General features: G+C 66.5%; 10 protein-coding genes and 3 pseudogenes. 9 read left to right on the plus strand and 4 right to left on the minus strand.

What is annotated here, in order from left to right:
• Window positions 1-125: 125 nt before the first annotated feature.
• Window positions 126-380: pseudogene (locus MMSP_RS29765) on the minus strand (transposase); the annotation flags it as partial.
• Between the two features lie 615 nt (window positions 381-995).
• Here MMSP_RS29765 and MMSP_RS28140 point away from each other — a divergent pair.
• From MMSP_RS28140 to MMSP_RS07225, 4 genes and pseudogenes are all read left to right on the plus strand, one after another.
• Window positions 996-2,798, plus strand: a complete 1,803-nt coding sequence (locus MMSP_RS28140) for a PE family protein (RefSeq protein ID WP_235065857.1) — start codon at window positions 996-998, stop codon at window positions 2,796-2,798.
• A complete protein-coding gene (locus MMSP_RS07210) occupies window positions 2,761-3,774 on the plus strand; it encodes a DUF4873 domain-containing protein (RefSeq protein WP_235065692.1) in 1,014 nt (337 codons plus the stop codon). The genes MMSP_RS28140 and MMSP_RS07210 overlap by 38 nt, the downstream gene beginning before the upstream one ends.
• Before the next feature lie 556 nt (window positions 3,775-4,330).
• Window positions 4,331-5,096, plus strand: a pseudogene (locus MMSP_RS07220) (STAS domain-containing protein).
• A 144-nt stretch (window positions 5,097-5,240) separates the two neighbouring features.
• On the plus strand, window positions 5,241-6,110 hold the full coding sequence (locus MMSP_RS07225) for an LLM class flavin-dependent oxidoreductase (RefSeq protein WP_020786079.1): 870 nt from the start codon (window positions 5,241-5,243) through the stop codon (window positions 6,108-6,110).
• A gap of 3 nt (window positions 6,111-6,113) precedes the next feature.
• Here the strand turns inward: MMSP_RS07225 and MMSP_RS07230 are convergent, their stop codons facing one another.
• Window positions 6,114-6,920 carry an enoyl-CoA hydratase/isomerase family protein gene (locus MMSP_RS07230; RefSeq protein ID WP_036427146.1) on the minus strand — a complete coding sequence of 269 codons (807 nt, stop codon included), beginning with the start codon at window positions 6,918-6,920 and terminating at the stop codon, window positions 6,114-6,116.
• Window positions 6,921-7,000: 80 nt separating this feature from the next.
• Here MMSP_RS07230 and MMSP_RS07235 point away from each other — a divergent pair, with 80 nt between their 5' ends.
• Both MMSP_RS07235 and MMSP_RS29315 read left to right on the plus strand, forming a co-directional pair.
• A complete protein-coding gene (locus tag MMSP_RS07235) occupies window positions 7,001-7,924 on the plus strand; it encodes an SAM-dependent methyltransferase (protein WP_020786080.1) in 924 nt (307 codons plus the stop codon).
• 119 nt (window positions 7,925-8,043) lie between these two features.
• Window positions 8,044-9,330, plus strand: a pseudogene (locus MMSP_RS29315) (PE family protein); the annotation flags it as partial.
• 7 nt (window positions 9,331-9,337) lie between these two features.
• Here the strand turns inward: MMSP_RS29315 and MMSP_RS07245 are convergent.
• Together MMSP_RS07245 and MMSP_RS07250 are read right to left on the minus strand one after the other, a co-directional pair.
• Window positions 9,338-11,269: a fumarylacetoacetate hydrolase family protein gene (locus MMSP_RS07245; protein ID WP_020786081.1), complete on the minus strand. Its 1,932-nt coding sequence runs from the start codon at window positions 11,267-11,269 to the stop codon at window positions 9,338-9,340.
• Window positions 11,266-13,578, minus strand: coding sequence for an ATP-dependent DNA ligase (locus tag MMSP_RS07250; RefSeq protein WP_036426286.1), 2,313 nt, complete (start codon window positions 13,576-13,578; stop codon window positions 11,266-11,268). The genes MMSP_RS07245 and MMSP_RS07250 overlap by 4 nt, the downstream gene beginning before the upstream one ends.
• 22 nt (window positions 13,579-13,600) lie before the next feature.
• Between MMSP_RS07250 and MMSP_RS07255 the strand changes: the two genes are divergently transcribed.
• The 3 genes from MMSP_RS07255 to pstS all read left to right on the plus strand — a co-directional run bounded on the left by MMSP_RS07255 (window position 13,601) and on the right by pstS (window position 16,732).
• Window positions 13,601-14,512: a carbohydrate kinase gene (locus MMSP_RS07255; RefSeq protein WP_036426288.1), complete on the plus strand. Its 912-nt coding sequence runs from the start codon at window positions 13,601-13,603 to the stop codon at window positions 14,510-14,512.
• Window positions 14,513-14,683: 171 nt separating this feature from the next.
• Window positions 14,684-15,559: a Ku protein gene (locus MMSP_RS07260; protein WP_012396123.1), complete on the plus strand. Its 876-nt coding sequence runs from the start codon at window positions 14,684-14,686 to the stop codon at window positions 15,557-15,559.
• A 54-nt stretch (window positions 15,560-15,613) separates the two neighbouring features.
• The gene (gene pstS / locus MMSP_RS07265; protein WP_020786084.1) at window positions 15,614-16,732 is read left to right on the plus strand and encodes a phosphate ABC transporter substrate-binding protein PstS; all 1,119 of its coding nucleotides are present in this window, start codon (window positions 15,614-15,616) and stop codon (window positions 16,730-16,732) included.
• Window positions 16,733-16,840: the final 108 nt, after the last annotated feature.

Raw genomic sequence — 16,840 nt, forward strand, 5'->3', positions numbered from 1 at the left:
AGCGGAGCAAACGCGACACGTCGTTCGGCTGGGCTGTGTGCAGTGGTACGCCTCCGCAGCAGCCGGCGAAGTAGGACGGCGACCAGAGGCGTCCGAGCGGCGGGCACATCGGCTTCGGTGTATTCGCGGCGCACGGCGTCGGCGGTGCGGCCCTCGACTCGCTGGACCGGTGTGGAGATCGCCAAGTTGGGTGGGTAGCCGACGAGTGGGTGCATGTGGTCGGCTTCGCCGTTGAACTCGATCAACTCGGTACCGAGCTCGGCGCAGACCTGCCCCATGGTGTTCTCGCCACCTGCGAGTGACCCGATCCACCGCAGTGGAATAGAAAATGACACCACTTCGCGCAGCTCAACGGATGCAATCAATTGCCCAACCGCCATGTTTTCGATTAGTACCGCATCCAGTGCGCTAATCGGATTCACGCGCCGCGCGCTGCGGCCGCTTCCTGGATCGCGTTCAGATTTGCCAGCAACGCAATGATCGCCGTGGCCGTGGGTGGCTGTCGGCGGCCAGTTGGTGCAGATGGGGAGCTGGCGCGAGCTCGCCGGACCGGTTAGGTCATATGACTCATCCCAGCAGGAGTTTCGGCGACGAGACTTTACCTACCGTCGGCGCGAGCTGCTTCAAGCTGCTCGGGCTGTCTGCTATTCGATGGCCAATTGGGGACAGCGCATGTCGTTTCTCATCGCAACGCCGGGCTTTGGGGCGCTGATGGGCGACCAACACCGCTATGGCCACTGGCGACCTGAGGCGCCGAGGGCAAGGGGCGTCGTTCATGACGCGAAGGCCGCAATAGCCGCGAAAGTCGTTGTGCTGCAACGTGGCGATCACCGGGACCTTCGGGAGCTACGGGCTGAATATCCGGCGCTCAGTGCGCGGGTGCCGGTGTTCCACGAAGAGTTTGTGCGGGCGTCTTGCTCGGCCGCGCGGCGCGTCTGCGGGCACCCGCTTGGTCTCCGAGAAGAAATCGTTTACGAGTTAAGGGGTCCCAGATGTTGTCTTACGTGACCGCAGCGCCTGAGGCGTTGGCCGCCGCGGCGGGAGATTTGACGGGGATCGGGGAAGCGCTGCGGGCGGCCACCGCGGCGGCGGCGCCCTCGACGACGAGCCTTGTTGCGGCGGCCGGTGACGAGGTGTCCACCGCGATCGCGACATTGTTCTCGGAACACGCGCAGAGCTATCAGGCACTCAGCGCACAGATGGCGGCATTTCACGATCGGTTCATGAACGCCCTGGCGGGTGCCAGCGGGTCGTATGCGAGTGCCGAGGCCGCCAACGTCACGCCATTGCAGACCATCGAGCAAGACCTGCTCGGCGCGGTGAATGCACCGACACAGGTGTTGTTCGGACGCGGGTTGATCGGCGATGGCGCCAACGGCACTGCGCCCGGGCAGGCTGGCGGGGCGGGCGGGCTGCTAATCGGCAACGGCGGTAACGGGGCGCCAAGTGCCGTCGGCCAAGCGGGCGGGGCCGGTGGCGCCGGGGCGAACGGTGGGGCTGGCGGCTCGGCGGGCCTCTGGGGTGCCGGTGGGGCAGGGGGCGCCGGTGGGGCCGGTGCTACCCCGGGTGGGGCAGGCGGTGCCGGTGGAACCGGCGGCGCCAATGGGCTTCTCGGCGGCGGTAACGGCGGCGCCGGTGGTGCCGGCGGGGTCGGCGGTGAGGGTGCGACCGGCACCACCGGCGGGGTCGGCGGTGACGGCGGGGCCGGTGGTGCCGGCGGGGTCGGCGGGGTCGACCGGGCGCTGATCGGGTGGTCAGGTGGGGCAGGCGGGGTCGGTGGATCCGGCGGTGCTGGCGGTCTGGGCGGCACCGGCAGCGCTGGTGCAGGCTTGGGCGCGACCGGCGGTGACGGCGGTGCCGGCGGGGTCGGCGGTCAGGCGGGAGCCGGCGGCGCGGGCGGGGCGGTGACTGGCTCAATCAATCATTTGGGGAATGCCGGCGCGCACGGGGCCAATGGCACCGGCGGGGTCGGTGGTACGGGCGGTGCCGGCGGAACCGGCATTGCGGGCACCGGCGACCTGGTCAGTCCGACCGCGGGCTATCAGGGTGGGCAGGGCGGTATGGGCGGCAAGGGCGGTGACGGCGGGGCGGGCATCGGCGGGGTCGGTGGTGGTGCCGGCGGCGACGACCAGGTCAGTCCGACCGCGGGTCATCAGGGTGGGCAGGGCGGTATGGGCGGCAAAGGCGGTGACGGCGGGGCGGGCATCGGCGGGGTCGGTGGTGGCACCGGCGGCAAGGGCGGTGCCGGCGGCACCGGCGGCCAGGGCGGTGGTCCGGGCGGCACGGGCGGTATCGCCAGTGCGCTAGACAGCGGCGCCGGCGCTCAGGGCGGCGGGGTCCCCAGCACCACCGGGGTGCCCGGTGCCGACGGTGGTAAGGGCGGCACGGGTGGCACCGCGGGTGCGGCCGGTGTGGGGGTCGACGGCGGCGCGGCGGGCAGCATCGGCACCGGCGGAGTTGGCGGCACGGGCGGCAATGGCGGCGCCGGCGCCGACAATGACGTCAATGGCACCTCGGGTATTGCGCAGGGAACGCCGGAGCCCTGGGTTCCGTGGCCGGAGTGTGCATGCGGCACTGCTGGCGGCCGGCGTCTGCGACGTCGTCATCCTCGACCACGCCCCCGGCCTGCCCGCCAACTCGCAGCTGCGACCCGGCCGGGTCATCGGCGCGGCCTTCGACGACGACACCGACACCTGGGCGCTGCGCACGGCCGATGGCGCCACCGTGTGCGGCCGCGTGGTCGTGGCAGCCTGTCCGCCGGTGTACGTCCGCTGGACACCCGACTTTGCCGGGCGTAACGATTTCCGGGGCGAGTCGTTTCACGCGGGCGCACCCGACCCGGCTTTCCGTCCGGCGGGCAAACGCATTGCGGTGCTGGGCACCGACTCCAACGTCGCTCATTGGATCGATGAGTGGGCGGACTCCGCGGCATCGGTCACCGTGTTCGCCCAGGGACCACGGCGCGTGGTCACTGACCTGGCACGCCACCCACCCCAGGCCAAGGGATGGCTACTCGGCCGCATCGGCGCCAAGCGACCGCGGCGGGCGCCCACGATCGCAGCATCAGCCATCGCGGCGCTCACCCCGTCGGGCATCCGGACCAACGATGGCATCGAGCACCCCGTCGACGCCGTCATCTACGGCACCGGATTCACCATCCCTGAGCAGACCGTTGAACCGACACTGGTGGGCACGCGCGGACTGACCATCCAACAGGCCTGGTACCCGGGCATGGAGGCCTTCCTGGGTGTTGCCGTGCACGGGTTTCCCAACTATTTCTTCATCTGCGGTCCCGACGTCGCCGCGCAGATCAGCTACGTCGCCGAGTGCGTGGACCTGCTGCAACGCACCGCCAGCACCCGCATCGAGGTGCTGCGCAGCAGCCAGCAAGTGTTCAACGAGCGCGCCCAGCTAAGGCCGGTGCAGCCATACCAGCCGCTTCGGGCGTTCGACCTGTCCGCCGGGGCGCCCGAAGACACTGGCATTCCCAATATCCCCAACATTTATGACGGGGCGGCCACGTTGGAGATTGGCGGCGTCCGCCATGCGGTGCATGTGCGCCTTGCCGGCCACCTCGACCCGATCGACGGCAATTACCACTGGCAGGGAACGGTCCTTGATCCGCTTCCGCGGGACACGCTCAAGCAGGCCAGGGCGGGCACCCTGACCGTAGGTGAACGAAGCGCCGCGGTACGTGTCATCGAGCAAACGCCGCGGGGCACCCATTCGGTCGCGGGACTGGGCGCACCCCCCTATGCGGACAGCGGCCGGTAGGCGTCGCTGCGTCGGCCGTCGGGCGCGTAGTCGTCGCGCTTGTCCGATCCAAGCCCGATAGGCTTGACCCATCCCAGCCTTGGGTTGGCCGCGCACGTGTGTGGGTAACCATCCTGGGTGGCTCGTGCGGTGACGGACGACGACACAAGCGAGAACGGCATGGTCTGCGATAGCGGTCGGCAGTTCGGGCGGGCGCGGTGGCAGGATCCGCCCGGCCCGCCCTTGGCATGCTGCACGGATTTGCCGGCCGCGCCGATCTACCCGGTCCGGGTACGAACCATCGATAGCCGACAAAATTTCCCGTCTCTTGGCCATGGGCGAGACAGATGGCACCCGATGTACCCAAAGCGTCCGCGTTGGCCGAAAATGGAAGTTTGCGCCACCGATGTAGTCGGTGTCCTCTAACGATTCACGGGCGGGAGTTCGAGGAGCACGACATGGAACCGGAGGACAGGATGCAGCTGGCATACCGGTTCGGGATGTCTGCAGATCGGCTAGCCAGGCACCGGCCGCCGGTCGGGGCGATGATCAGCTCGCGGAAGCGGGAGCGGGTCCAGTGAACGCGACGGCGAAGTCTCCCAACGCCTTGGCCATCGACACGCGCAGCGAAGACTCGCTGGTGGTCCTTTCGGTCGAGGGCGCCATCGACTCCACCAACTGCGCGGCGCTGCGCGATGCCATCATCAAGGCCACGCTCGACGAGCCGTCCGCCGTCGTCGTCAACGTCAGCGCCCTGCAGGTACCCGACGAAGCGTCCTGGTCCATCTTTGTCAGCGCACGCTGGCAGGTCGATACCCCGCAGCATGTCCCCATCTTGCTGGTGTGCGCGAGTCGCGCCGGCCGGGAACTGATCACCCGAACCGGAGTTACCCGTTTCATGCCGGTGTACCCCACCGAGAAAGGCGCCATCAAGGCCGTCGGCCGGCTCGCGCGACGCAAGGTGCGGTATGCCCAAGGTGCAATTGCCCGCCAACCTGGGCAGCCTTCGCGAGTCCCGCAAGCTGGTCCGCGAGTGGCTCACGTCGTGGTCGAAACCCGGGCTGATACCGGTCGCCTTGGTGATCGTCAACGTGTTCGTCGAGAACGTGCTGGAGCACACCGGAAGCGACCCAGTGATCAAGGTCCAGTGCGACGGCACCGCGGCCACCATCGCCGTCTCCGACGGCAGCAATGCCCCGGCTATCCGGTTGCAGACTCCGCCAAAAGGCATCGACGTGTCCGGCCTGGCCATCGTGGAAGCGCTGTGCCGCGCGTGGGGCAGCACTCCCACCGCGACCGGCAAAACGGTGTGGGCGATCATCGGCCCGGAGAACCAGCTCTAGCCGGCGACGGTGTGAGCCGGGCCCTCATCCCGCGTGCTTGCTGGGCGCCGGCCGAGTAGCCGCGGTTGTCCGGACTCGCCGCGATTGCACTAGAACACGTTCTAGTATCGATCTGGATGCCCGCTCACAGAAGGGAGGGATGACGTGCGGTTCAGCTACGCCGAGGCGATGACCGACCCGTCGTTTTATGTCCCGCTGGCACAGGCCGCCGAGGCGGCCGGCTACCACAGCATGACGATCGCCGACAGCCTCGCCTATCCCTACGAGTCCGACTCGAAGTATCCGTACACACCCGACGGCAATCGCGAGTTTCTCGACGGCAAGGAGATCATTGAAACCTTCGTCCTGACCGCGGCATTGGGCGCGGTCACCAAGACACTGCGGTTCAACTTCTTCGTCCTCAAACTCCCCGTCCGGCCCCCCGCCCTGGTCGCCAAGCAAGCCGGTTCACTGGCCGCGCTGATCGGCAATCGGGTAGGGCTGGGCGTGGGCACCAGTCCATGGCCGGAAGACTACGAGCTGATGGGTGTGCCCTTTGCCAAGCGCGGCAAGAGGATTGACGAATGCATCGAAATCGTCAAAGGACTCACCACCGGTGAATACTTCGAGTTCCACGGCGAGTTCTACGACATTCCCAAGACGAAGATGAGCCCGGCCCCGACCGCGCCAATCCCGATCCTGGTCGGCGGCCATGCCGATGCCGCACTTCGGCGCGCGGCGCGCCTGGATGGCTGGATGCATGGCGGCGGCACCGATCCCGACGAACTCGACCGCCTGATCAGCAAACTTCAGCACTTTCGCGAGGAAGAGGGGCACACCGGCCCGTTCGAAATCCATGTGATCTCAATGGATGCCTACACCGTCGACGGCATCAAGCGGCTGCAGGACAAAGGAGTCACCGACGTCATCGTGGGCTTCCGGATGCCCTACATCAAGGGTCCCGACACCGAGCCGCTACAGACCAAGATCGCCCACCTGGAAAAGTTCGCCGAGAAGATTATCTCGAAAGTTTAGACGCTACAGCGAATCCCATGCCGGCGGACGCTTCTCCTGATGCGCGCGGGCGGCCTCGGCCGGGTTGTTGGTGAAGCCGCTGATAATCTGGGTACGGTTCTCGATTTCCTTGGCATGCCGCAGGCTGGGGGCATCCAGCGCCGCGTTGAGCCCAATCTTGGTCTGCCACACGCCATACGCATTGTTCTCGGCGATCGATCCGGCCAGCTTCTGCGCCGCAGTCAACAATTCGTCCGCTACCACCACCTCGTGCACCAGCCTGATCCGATAGGCCTCCACAGCGTCGATGATGCGGCCGGTCAGCATGAGTTCGCGCGCCACCCCGGCACCGACGATTCTGGGCAGCAGATAACTGGTGCCCATGTCCATCGACGAGAACCCGGCCTTGATGAACACCGATCCGAACCTGGCGTCTTCGGCAGCGATCCGGATATCGCAATGCAGCGCAAAGGCCAGCCCGCCACCGACCGCGACGCCGTTGACCGCCGCGATCACGGGAATGGGCAGCTCGTAGAGCCGGGTCAATTGGTCGGCCAGTCTGACCTGGGCATCGTAGGTGGCCTTGAACGGCGGGGTGGTGGGTGTGGCCTTCGTCCAAGGCTGTCCGGTGCCGCTCAAATCCGCTCCGGCACAAAACCCGCGCCCGGCGCCGGTCAGGATCGCGGCCCGAAACTCGCCCCCGCTCAGCGCGTCGAGGGCGTCGTCCATCGCGTCGAGCAGCGATCCGTCGATGGCGTTCAACCGGGTCGGCCGGTTCAAGGTGACGCAAGCAATGTTGTGCTGAAGAGTTTGCAATTCCACTGCAGCCATACCCGAACGGTAGGCGACGTGACCGTTTACCGACACGGCCTACGGTGGATTGACGCCTGCCCAAGTCGAAGGAGAAGAAGATGGCACGAACCGAGGGCGATAGCTGGGACCTGGCCAACAGTGTGGGCGCCACCGCCACCATGGTCGCCGCGGCGCGGGCCGCCGCAACCCGGCGGTCACGGCCGATCATCGCCGACCCGTTTGCCGAGCCGCTGGTCCGCGCCGTGGGGCTGGACTTGTTCACCCGGGCGGCCTCCGGCGAGGTTGATCTCGACGAGGTTGCAGCCGGTCTCGGATTTGCGCGCATGGTGGACACGTTCGCCGCCCGTGCACTGTTTTTCGACAAGTTCTTTGCCGATGCGATCGCCGCGGGACTGCGCCAGGTGGTGATCGTGGCCTCCGGCCTTGACGCGCGACCCTACCGGCTGCCCTGGCCGACCGGAATGAGGGTGTACGAAATCGACCAGCCGGAGGTGATCGAATTCAAGACCACCACGCTGGCTCGACTCGGTGCATCCCCAACCGCCGACCACCATCCGGTGGGCATCGACCTGCGCGACGACTGGCCGTCCGCGCTGCGGGCAGCGGGTTTCGACGCCGCCCGCCCGACCGCCTGGCTGGCCGAAGGGGTGCTCATCGGTTTCCTTCCTCCGGAGGCCGAAATTCGATTGCTGGACAATGTCATTGAGCTCAGCGCCGTCGGCAGCCGGCTAGCCGCCGACTACGGAACCATCAATGGGTCATCGGCGGAGTCCCAGCAACTGGCGCAGCAGATGACCGAGGGATGGCGAGCCCATGGACTCGACATGGATATCGCCGGTTTGACCTATCCCGGTGAGCACACCGACGTCGCGGCCTATCTGCGATCACACGGCTGGAAGACGGCCACCGCCGACCATGGCGATCTGGTCCTGGCCGCCGGGCTTGCGGAACTGACCGCGGCCGACCGGCAGAGCCCGGCCAGCACGATCGGCTTCGTGACCGCGGTCCGCTCCACCGACTAGCAACAGCACGGCATCCAGAAAGCAAGTCCGACAACGATACTCGCAGAACACGACGACGCAGTTCGGTATCGCGATACGCTGCACTTTCCCGCCTACTCACCAGAACACAAGGGACAAACATGTCGTATGTGATGGCAGTGCCGGAACTGTTGGCTTCCGCGGCGGCTGACCTGGAAGGAATTGGCTCGGCCCTGAGCACCGCCAATGCTTTGGCACTGCCCTCGACCAGCGAGATCCTGGCCGCGGGTACCGACGAGATATCGACCGCGGTGGCGTCGCTATTTGCCGACCATGCCCAGGACTATCGAACAATCAGTTTAGAAGCCAACGCATTTCACCAGCAGTTCTGGCGATCGTTGAGCGGTGCGGCGGCCTCCTATTCCAGCGCCGAAGCCGCCAACGCATCCCCGCTGCAGGAACTGCTGAACGTGATCAACCAGCAGAGCACGGCCTTGCTGGGGCGCCCGCTGATCGGTAACGGTGCTGACGGTGCCGCGCCTGGGCAAAGCGGCGACGACGGCGGGCTGCTGTTCGGCAACGACGGCAACGGCGCGCCCGGCACGAACCAGGGTGTGGCCGGCGGTAACGGCGGAAGCGCCGGGCTGATCGGCAACGGCGGGGCCGGCGGGCTTGGCGGGCCGGGCGGCGCCGGCGGGGCCGGCGGGCACGGCGGAATGCTGTTCGGCGACGGCGGCGCCGGTGGAGGCGGCGGGGATAGCCCGTCGTTCGTGATCGGCGGCGGTGCCGGCGGCAACGGCGGCAGCGCGGGGCTGTTCGGCAATGCCGGCGCGGGTGGTGCCGGCGGCGCGGGACAGCAGTTCTTTTTCAATGGTGGGGCCGGCGGAGACGGCGGGAGCGTGGGTCTGATCGGCAATGGCGGTGCCGGTGGCGACGGCGCCAATGGCGCGGCCGGCGGTGCCGGCGGTGACGGCGGCATGCTGAGCGGCAATGGCGGTAACGGCGGGGCTGGCGGCGACCTCAACGACCCCGCAGTACCCACAGGCAGCCAGGTCGGCGGTCGTGGCGGAAACGCCGGATTGATCGGCAACGGCGGTATCGGCGGCGACGGCGGTGTGGCCGCAAACGGGGGCGCCGGCGGGCAGGGCGGTCTGCTACGCGGCGACGGCGGTGATGGCGGAGCCGGCGGTGCCGGTCGGCCGGCAAGTTTCAACAGTAATGGCGGGCCGGGCGGCAACGGCGGCAACGGGGGCTCCGCCGGGCTCTGGGGCAACGGCGGCACCGGCGGGGCCGGCGGTGGTCCTGGAACCCAAGGCTCTGATAATTCCGCCTCGGGAGGCAACGGCGGTAACGGCGGCAACGCCGGATTGTTTTCCGGTATCGCCGGCAACGGCGGCGATGGCGGACAGGGCGGCGACCGGATATTCGGCGCACTCGGGTTACCCGGCTAGCCCGCTAGACGCGCTTGGCCGCCCACTCGGCCTGCATGACCAGCAGCGCCAATCGCTCTACCTCCGGGGTGTGGGGATCGAGTTCGCGGTAGCGCTGATAGATGTTGACCACGATCCGCTCGGAGTCCAGCCACGCCGCATACTCTCCAAGCTCGACGGTCTCGATTGCCTCGGCGAAGGACAGACCCTTGCGGTAGGCAGCCTCGGCCTGTTCGTTGACGTGCTCGAAATAGCCGCGGACGGCCCGGATTCCATCCGGGTCGGTGACTGGGCCATGGCCGGGGACCACGATGGGCGCGTCCAGCGCGATCATCGCGTCGCAGGCCGCTATCCAGTTCGCGATCGGCCCGTTCCAGACGATCGGCGTGCAGCCGATGAACAGCAGATCCCCGGCGAACAGCACGCCGGCATCGGGCACATGCACCACCGAGTCCGCGGCGGTGTGCGCGGGACCGAGGTTGATCAGATCGACCCGCCTGCCACCAACATCGATCGTCAGCTCGTGGTCGAATGTCTGATCCGCGTTGCGCAGCCTTATTCCGCTGAAATCGAAGTGCCCGAAGCGATCCCGCATGAATCTCGTCGCGACCGGCCCGAGGTCGATGGTCTGCATCGCCGTCAGCAAGGTGGGACCGGTGTCTTCGGCAATCTCCTCGGCGGTGCCTTTGGCCGCGATGATGCGCACCGAAGGGCTCAACAATTGGTTGCCATGGGTGTGGTCACCGTTGGAATGGGTGATCAGCGCATCGGTGATGGGCGCCGCATCGGTGATCGGCCGCATCGCGTCCAGCATCTCGCGCGTGAGCGCCAGATCGAACAGCGTGTCGACCAACAGCGAGGCACCGTCTCCGGCGACCAGCCCGGCGTTGCTCCAGCCAAATCCGCCGTCCGGCAATGTCCACGCCCACACCCGATCGGCGACCTGGTGCAGCCCACGGGTGTAGGGCACCAGCGGCGGCGCCGGGTTGACCCGGGCGGCCTCTGGCGCGGCGTTGGGATCAACGCGAGGTGCCAAAGGCTGCGGTGGCGGGGTCGCACATACCCGCTGCCGCGTCTGCCCCAACCCCTCGACCTCGAGGGTGACGACGTCGCCGTCATGTAGCCAGCCGGGAAACGAGTCGGGGTTGGTCAGGTGCTCGACGAGGGTGCAGGTGGGCACGGTGCCGGAGCCGATCACATCGCCCGGCGCCAGCATCACCCCGCGCGAGACATAGGAGATGACTTCCCCGAAGGTCCAATCCATCGTCGCGGTGGATCCCGAGCCGATGACCGTGTCATTGACCAGCGCGCTCACCTGCAGACTCAGCTTCCCGTCGCGGCGATAGGCCTGCAGCTCATCGGCGGTAACCAGATACGGGCCCAAGGTGACTCCGCTGTCTTTGCCCTTGGCCTGCCCGATGCGCAGCTGGCCTTCCAGTTGCTGCAAGTCACGTGCCGACCAGTCGTTGAAGATCGTGTAGCCGATGATGGACTGCTCGGCCTGCTCGACGGACAGATCCTGGCCGCCGGTTCCGATCACCGCCGCGATCTCCAATTCGAAGTCCTGCCAGGCGCTTCCGGGGGCCATGGGCGCGTCGTCGTAGGGCCCGAGCACGGTGGCCGGACAGGCAAAGTAGAACGCCGGGATGCGATACCAGGTATCCATCAGCACCCGGCCGCCTCCCACCGTTTCCTGACAGTTGCGCATGTGGTCCAAGAAGCACAGTGAGTCGCGGATCGATGGCGGGCGCGGTATCGGCGCCGCCAACGTCACCTCGTCGAGAGCCACCACCTCACTCGGTGAGCGCAAGACGTTTTCACCGGCTTCGCGTAATCCGTCGGCGCCGCGCTTGATCAGATCGAGCAGGGCGACTCCCGGCGCCATCGCGTAGATCGAACCGTCGGACAACACCCCGACACGCTCACCGTCCGCACTTCGATACGTCACCCATTTCATTCGCGCACCACCTCACTCGGGTTTTTGTCCGGGCGCAACCCACGCCAGCTGGATTGCCGCAATCGGTCATCGGGGGTCCACTCGCTATAGCGCACCTCCCCGACCAGTGTCGGCGCGACGAACGTAACACCCTTGGCCTCGCGCGCCGGAAGCGCAGCGTCGAATGGGGATTCGTCGGTATGCAGCGGCGCCAGCGTCTTCTTGAGGTTGGCCAGGTCACGTTCGGTGAAGCCGGTTCCAACACGGCCGGCGAAGTGCAAACCGCTCGGGCCGGGAATGCCCATGGGCAACGATCCAATCCCGCTGCTGCGCCCACCCTCCCCAACTCGCCAACCGCCGATGACGACTTCCTGGGTGTTCCAGTGTTTGTCCTTGATCCACGCCGACGAGCGCCGCCCGGGTTGATAGCCGGAGTCGCGGCGCTTGGCAATGACTCCCTCCCAACCGCGCTTGTGCGAGTAGGCCAGCGCCTCGGCGCCGTCACCGGGCAACAACTCCGGAACGATCAGATTGCCCGCACTGCCCAGGGTTTCCAGTAGCTTGCGCCGGTCGCGGTATCTGGCCCGCAGTAGCGAGCGACCGTCCAGAAAGAGCAAGTCGAACGCCCAGAACTCGATGCGGGTGGCGCGCACCCGGTTCTGCATCTCGTTGAAGCTGGGCACTCCGGAGGAGTCGAGGGCCACCAATTCACCGTCGAGCACCACGTGGTGATCAGCGAGATCGGCGGCCAATGAACGTAATTGGGGGTATTCCGCGGTGACGTCACGTCCGCTGCGGGAGCGCAGTCGCAGCGCGCCATGGTCGGCTTCGACCAGCAGCCGGTAGCCGTCCCACTTGCCTTCGAACGCCCACTGACCCGACTCGAGACCTGCCACCGAACCGTGGGAGGTGAGCATGGGCGCGAGGGTGTCGAAATCGAAGGCCGTCTGGTCCTTCATGCGATGCGCCAGCCATTGGTCCCCGTTGGTCTGAATCAGCGCGTACCGCCCCGAGATTCGACTGCCGTGCAGGTTGACAATCACCTCCCCCTTTTCCGCACCGTTTCTCGAGTCGTCGCGGAACTTCTCGGTGTCATAGGTGCCGGAATCCCAGATGATCACCTTGCCGGCGCCGTACTCCCCTTTCGGGATGTTGCCCTCGAACGTCGCGTATTCCAGCGGATGATCTTCGGTGTGCACGGCCAGGTGGTTCACCGACGTGGTTTCCGGCAGGTTTTTCGGCACCGCCCATGACACCAGTACCCCATCACGCTCCAGCCTGAAGTCGTAATGCAGACGGCGCGCGTGATGCTCTTGGATCACGAAGGTATTACCCTTCCCGACAACGGGTCTGGCTCGGGGCACCGGCTCCGGCGTTTTCGACGCGTTGCGCATGCTGCGATATTTGAGCAGCCGGTCGTCGCCGGGGAGGTCCGCGTCCAGCGCCGCAATCAGATCGCCATCGCGGGTGAGGCGGGCAAGCACCTCGTCGTAGGTCAGTTGGCGCAGCCCCGGGTCGTCGAGCTCCTCCCAGCTGCGTGGTGCGGCGACTGTCGGTTGTTCGCGCCCACGCAGCGAATACGGCGCGATGGTGGTCTTCGAACCGCTGTTTTGGCTCCAGTCCAGGAACACTTTCCCGGCCCGCAGACTCTTGGTCATGGTCGCGGTGACCAACGCCGGCATCACCGTTTCCAGTTGCTGCGCGACCCGTTTGGCCAACACCGTGGCGCCCTTGCTGCTCACCGGCTCGTCGAGCGGGGTGTAGAGGTGCAGGCCCTTGCTACCGCTGGTGAGCGGGAGGGTACTCAGGCCGATGTCGGCGAGCAGATCGCGCACCGCCCGCGCCACCTGCGCGAGTTGGGCCATCGTCACGCCCTCGCCCGGGTCCAGGTCGAACACCAATCGGGTGGCCGGCCCGGGCGTGAGGATTTCGCCTTTGGACGTCCACTCGGCAACGAACCGCCACTGCGGGACGTGCACCTCGAGGGCGGCCTGTTGTGCGATCCAGGCCAGCCCGGTGGCGCTGTCGATGATCGGATAGGTCGTCGTTCCCGACCGGTGCACCACGCTGGCACGCGGCAGCCAGTCCGGCGCCGACGACGCTAGCTGCTTTTCGAAAAAGGACGCCTGATCGACGCCGTTGGACCAGCGCTTGCGAGTCGCCGGGCGCCCGGCGATATGCGGGATCATCACCTCGGCGATGCCGGTGTAGTAACCGAAGACGTCAGACTTGGTGGTTCCGGTAGCCGGGTACAGCACCTTGTCCGCGTTGGTCAGCGTCACCTGCGGACCATTCGCCTGTCCAGGAGGCCAGGCCTGCGTCGAACCCATATGGCCAACGTAACCTGTCGCCATGGCACGTGGGCTGGTGATCGGTGAAGCCCTGATCGACATCGTCGATGGGCCGGACCCGGCCGAGTACGTCGGGGGCAGCCCCCTCAACGTCGCGGTCGGACTGGCCAGATTGGGCCGCGACGTCGATCTGCTGACCCACATCGGCCGCGACGCCCGCGGACGACGGATCGCCGAGTACATTGAATCCTCAGGTGTACAACTTGTTTCGGGAAGCCAGACGGCTGATCGGACGCCCACCGCGACGGCCAGGATCGGCCCCGACGGCTCGGCCACCTACGCGTTCGACCTGGAATGGCAGATACCCGACACACCCCCCGTGGCGCCGCCGCTTCTCGTGCACACCGGTTCCATCGCCGCCGCGCGGGAACCAGGATGCTTGGCGGTCGCGGCGCTGCTCGACGCCTATCGGGCCGCGGCCACGGCGAGCTTCGATCCCAATGTGCGTCCGTCGCTGAGGGCTGACCCGGACCTGACTCGGGAACGCATCCAACGCCTCGTCGAGCGCAGCGACATCATCAAGGCCAGTGCCGAAGACTTGCACTGGATCGACCCCACCCAGCCTCCGGAGCAGACCGCGCGGGCCTGGCTGGCCTGCGGCCCGGCGATTGTCGCGCTGACGTTGGGCGATCAGGGCGCAGTGGCGTTCTGCGCGGCCGGCCCGGCAAGTATGCCCGCCCAGCCGGTTCGCGTGGTCGATACCGTCGGCGCCGGAGACGCGTTCATGGCCGGTCTGCTCGACACGCTGTGGGAGCAGGGATTGTTAGGTGCCGACCGGCGCACCGAGTTGCGCAAGATCGGGGTGTCGGCGCTGACCTCTGCACTCGAAGTCGCGGCCCTGACCTCGGCGTTGACCGTTGCCCGTGCCGGCGCCGACCTGCCCTATCGGGCCGACCTGCGGCAGTCGCGATGACCACCGCACGCCCACAATCGGGCCCGGCGAGGGTGCACGAAATGCCGCGTGATGCGGCGTGTCGCCGTGCCGACACGCACGCTCGCGAGCTGACCGGGGCTGGGGCAGGCAGCAGGACTCCGGTGCCGCGGCGCACTGTTAACCGACCCGGGTTCTGGGCATACTGACTCCATGCGCTCCATCTGGAAGGGTTCAATCGCTTTCGGGCTGGTGAATGTGCCGGTCAAGGTGTACAGCGCCACTCAGGACCACGACATCAAGTTCCATCAGGTGCACGCCAAGGACAACGGACGCATCCGGTACAAGCGGGTATGCGAGGTCTGTGGCGAGGTGGTCGAATACTCCGACCTGGCCCGCGCCTTCGAATCCGACGATGGCCAGATGGTGATCATCAACGACGACGACCTCGCCACGTTGCCCGAAGATCGCAGCCGCGAAATCGAGGTGCTGGAATTCGTCCCAGCCGAAGAAGTCGATCCGATGATGATTGACCGCAGCTACTTCCTGGAGCCCGACTCGAAGTCCTCTAAATCGTATGTGCTGCTGGCCAAGACGCTCGCCGAGACGGAGCGGATGGCGATCGTGCATTTCACGCTGCGCAGCAAGACGCGGCTGGCGGCGTTGCGGGTCAAGGACTTCGGCAAGCGCGAGGTCATGGTGGTGCATACCCTGTTGTGGCCAGACGAGATCCGCGACCCGGATTTCCCGGTGCTGGACAAGGAGGTGGAGATCAAACCCGCGGAGCTCAAGATGGCCGGCCAAGTGGTGGAGTCGATGGCAGACGACTTCAACCCGGACCGCTACCGCGACACCTATCAGGAGCAACTGCAGGAGCTGATCGACGCCAAACTCGAAGGCGGGGAAGCATTTACCGCCGAAGAACAACCCGCAGAGCTGGACGAGACCGAAGATGTCTCCGACCTGCTGGCCAAGCTGGAGGCGAGCGTGAAAGCGCGTTCGGGTGACGGGAAGTCAGCGGCGAAGAAGAGCACCGCCGAAAAGGCGCCGGCCAAGAAGGCCCGGGCCAAACAAGCTGCCAAGTCCTGACCAGCGCCCGACTTGTTCACATATGCTCGTCGTGCCGCCGAGAGGAGTTTTTGCGTGAAGTCCAACCGATCTGGCGTCGTGCTCAGCCTGCTGCTCGCCAGCACATTGGCGTTGTCGGCATACGGAGGCCATTCCAGCAATACCTCGTCGTCGACCGGATCCAGCACGCCATTGGTGCCGGTGGATTGCGGCGGTAAGAAGAAGCTGCTGGCCGCGGGCTCCACCGCACAAAAGAATGCGATGGAACAGTTCGTCTACGCCTATATCCATGCCTGCCCGGGCCACACGCTGGACTACAACGCAAATGGATCCGGCGCCGGAATGAAGCTGTTCCTGGGGAATCAGACCGACTTCGCGGGGTCGGACACGCCGATGAACCCGGCGAAGAACGAGCCCCAGAAGGCCTCCGAGCGTTGCGGATCGGAAGCCTGGGACCTGCCGGTCGTGTTCGGTCCGATTGCGGTCACCTACAACCTCAAAGGCGTGAGCGCACTCAGCCTGGACGGCCCGACGCTGGCCAAGATCTTCAACGGCACCATCGCCAAGTGGGACGATCCGGCGATCAAGGCGCTCAACACCAGCATCAACCTGCCGCCGACGCCCATCCACGTGGTCTTTCGCAGCGACCAGTCCGGAACCACGGCCAACTTCCAGCAGTATCTCGACGCGGCGTCGGACGGAGCGTGGGGCAAGGGGGCCGGCCAGACCTTCAACGGTGGCGTCGGCGAGGGTGCTGCCGGCAATGACGGCACGTCGCAGGCGCTGAAGCGAACCGACGGATCGATCACCTACAACGAATGGTCGTACGCGGTGGGTCATCAATTGAACATGGCCCAGATCATCACGTCAGCGGGCCCGGAGCCGGTGACCATCACCGCCGAGTCGGTGGGCAAGACGATCGCCGGAGCCACCTTCAAGGGGAAGGGCAACGACCTGGTGGTGGACACCTCGTCGTTCTACCGGCCCACCCAGGACGGCGCCTATCCGATAGTGCTGGTGACCTACGAGATCGTCTGCTCGAAGTACCCGGACGCGCCGACCGGCACCGCCGTTAAAGCCTTCATGCAAGCGACAATTGGTGACGGCCAGGTTGGTTTGGATGAGTACGGATACATCCCGCTTCCGGAGTCGTTTCGCTCGAAATTGATCCCGGTGGTCAACGCCATCGCGTAACCGTCTCCGGCGCCGCGGACCATTCGAATCCTCAAGAGTCCGATCTAGTTTCACCGGCCTCAGCGCTACTGGCTCAGCCCCCTTCGGGCCGTTTCGGGCCCGTTGCGG

The organism is Mycobacterium sp. 012931 (assembly GCF_000419295.1).
GTDB lineage: Bacteria > Actinomycetota > Actinomycetes > Mycobacteriales > Mycobacteriaceae > Mycobacterium > Mycobacterium marinum.

Coding starts and splice junctions, on each gene's coding strand:
- MMSP_RS07255 (WP_036426288.1), top strand. CDS start 13,601: ATGGCACGTGGGCTGGTGATCGGTGAAGCCCTGATCGACATCGTCGAT.
- MMSP_RS07250 (WP_036426286.1), bottom strand. CDS start 13,578: ATGGGTTCGACGCAGGCCTGGCCTCCTGGACAGGCGAATGGTCCGCAG.
- MMSP_RS07230 (WP_036427146.1), bottom strand. CDS start 6,920: ATGGCTGCAGTGGAATTGCAAACTCTTCAGCACAACATTGCTTGCGTC.
- MMSP_RS07260 (WP_012396123.1), top strand. CDS start 14,684: ATGCGCTCCATCTGGAAGGGTTCAATCGCTTTCGGGCTGGTGAATGTG.
- MMSP_RS07245 (WP_020786081.1), bottom strand. CDS start 11,269: ATGAAATGGGTGACGTATCGAAGTGCGGACGGTGAGCGTGTCGGGGTG.
- MMSP_RS07235 (WP_020786080.1), top strand. CDS start 7,001: ATGGCACGAACCGAGGGCGATAGCTGGGACCTGGCCAACAGTGTGGGC.